The organism is Bacillus sp. COPE52 (genome assembly GCF_003355115.1).
Lineage (GTDB): Bacteria > Bacillota > Bacilli > Bacillales > Bacillaceae_G > Bacillus_A > Bacillus_A toyonensis.
In genome coordinates this window covers 5806010-5806263 of record NZ_CP031292.1, presented here as the reverse complement: position 1 = coordinate 5806263, position 254 = coordinate 5806010, and the positions used below count along the sequence as shown (strand labels likewise).

Genomic DNA, 254 nt, shown 5'->3' with positions numbered 1-254 from the left:
GTAGCACCTGTGTTACCTTGAACACCTTGAGGTCCAGTAGCGCCAGTGGCACCGGTAGCACCTGTGTTACCTTGAACGCCTTGAGGTCCAGTGGCACCAGTAGCACCCGTATTACCTTGAATACCTTGAGGTCCGGTAGCACCTGTGTTACCTTGAATACCTTGAGGTCCAGTAGCACCAGTAGCACCTGTGTTACCTTGAACACCTTGAGGTCCAGTAGCGCCAGTGGCACCGGTAGCACCTGTGTTACCTTG

At 53.9% G+C, this 254-nt stretch carries 1 pseudogene; it reads right to left on the bottom strand.

Annotated features, from left to right (window positions below):
* Nucleotides 1-254, bottom strand: a pseudogene (locus DPQ31_RS29940) (hypothetical protein); the annotation flags it as partial.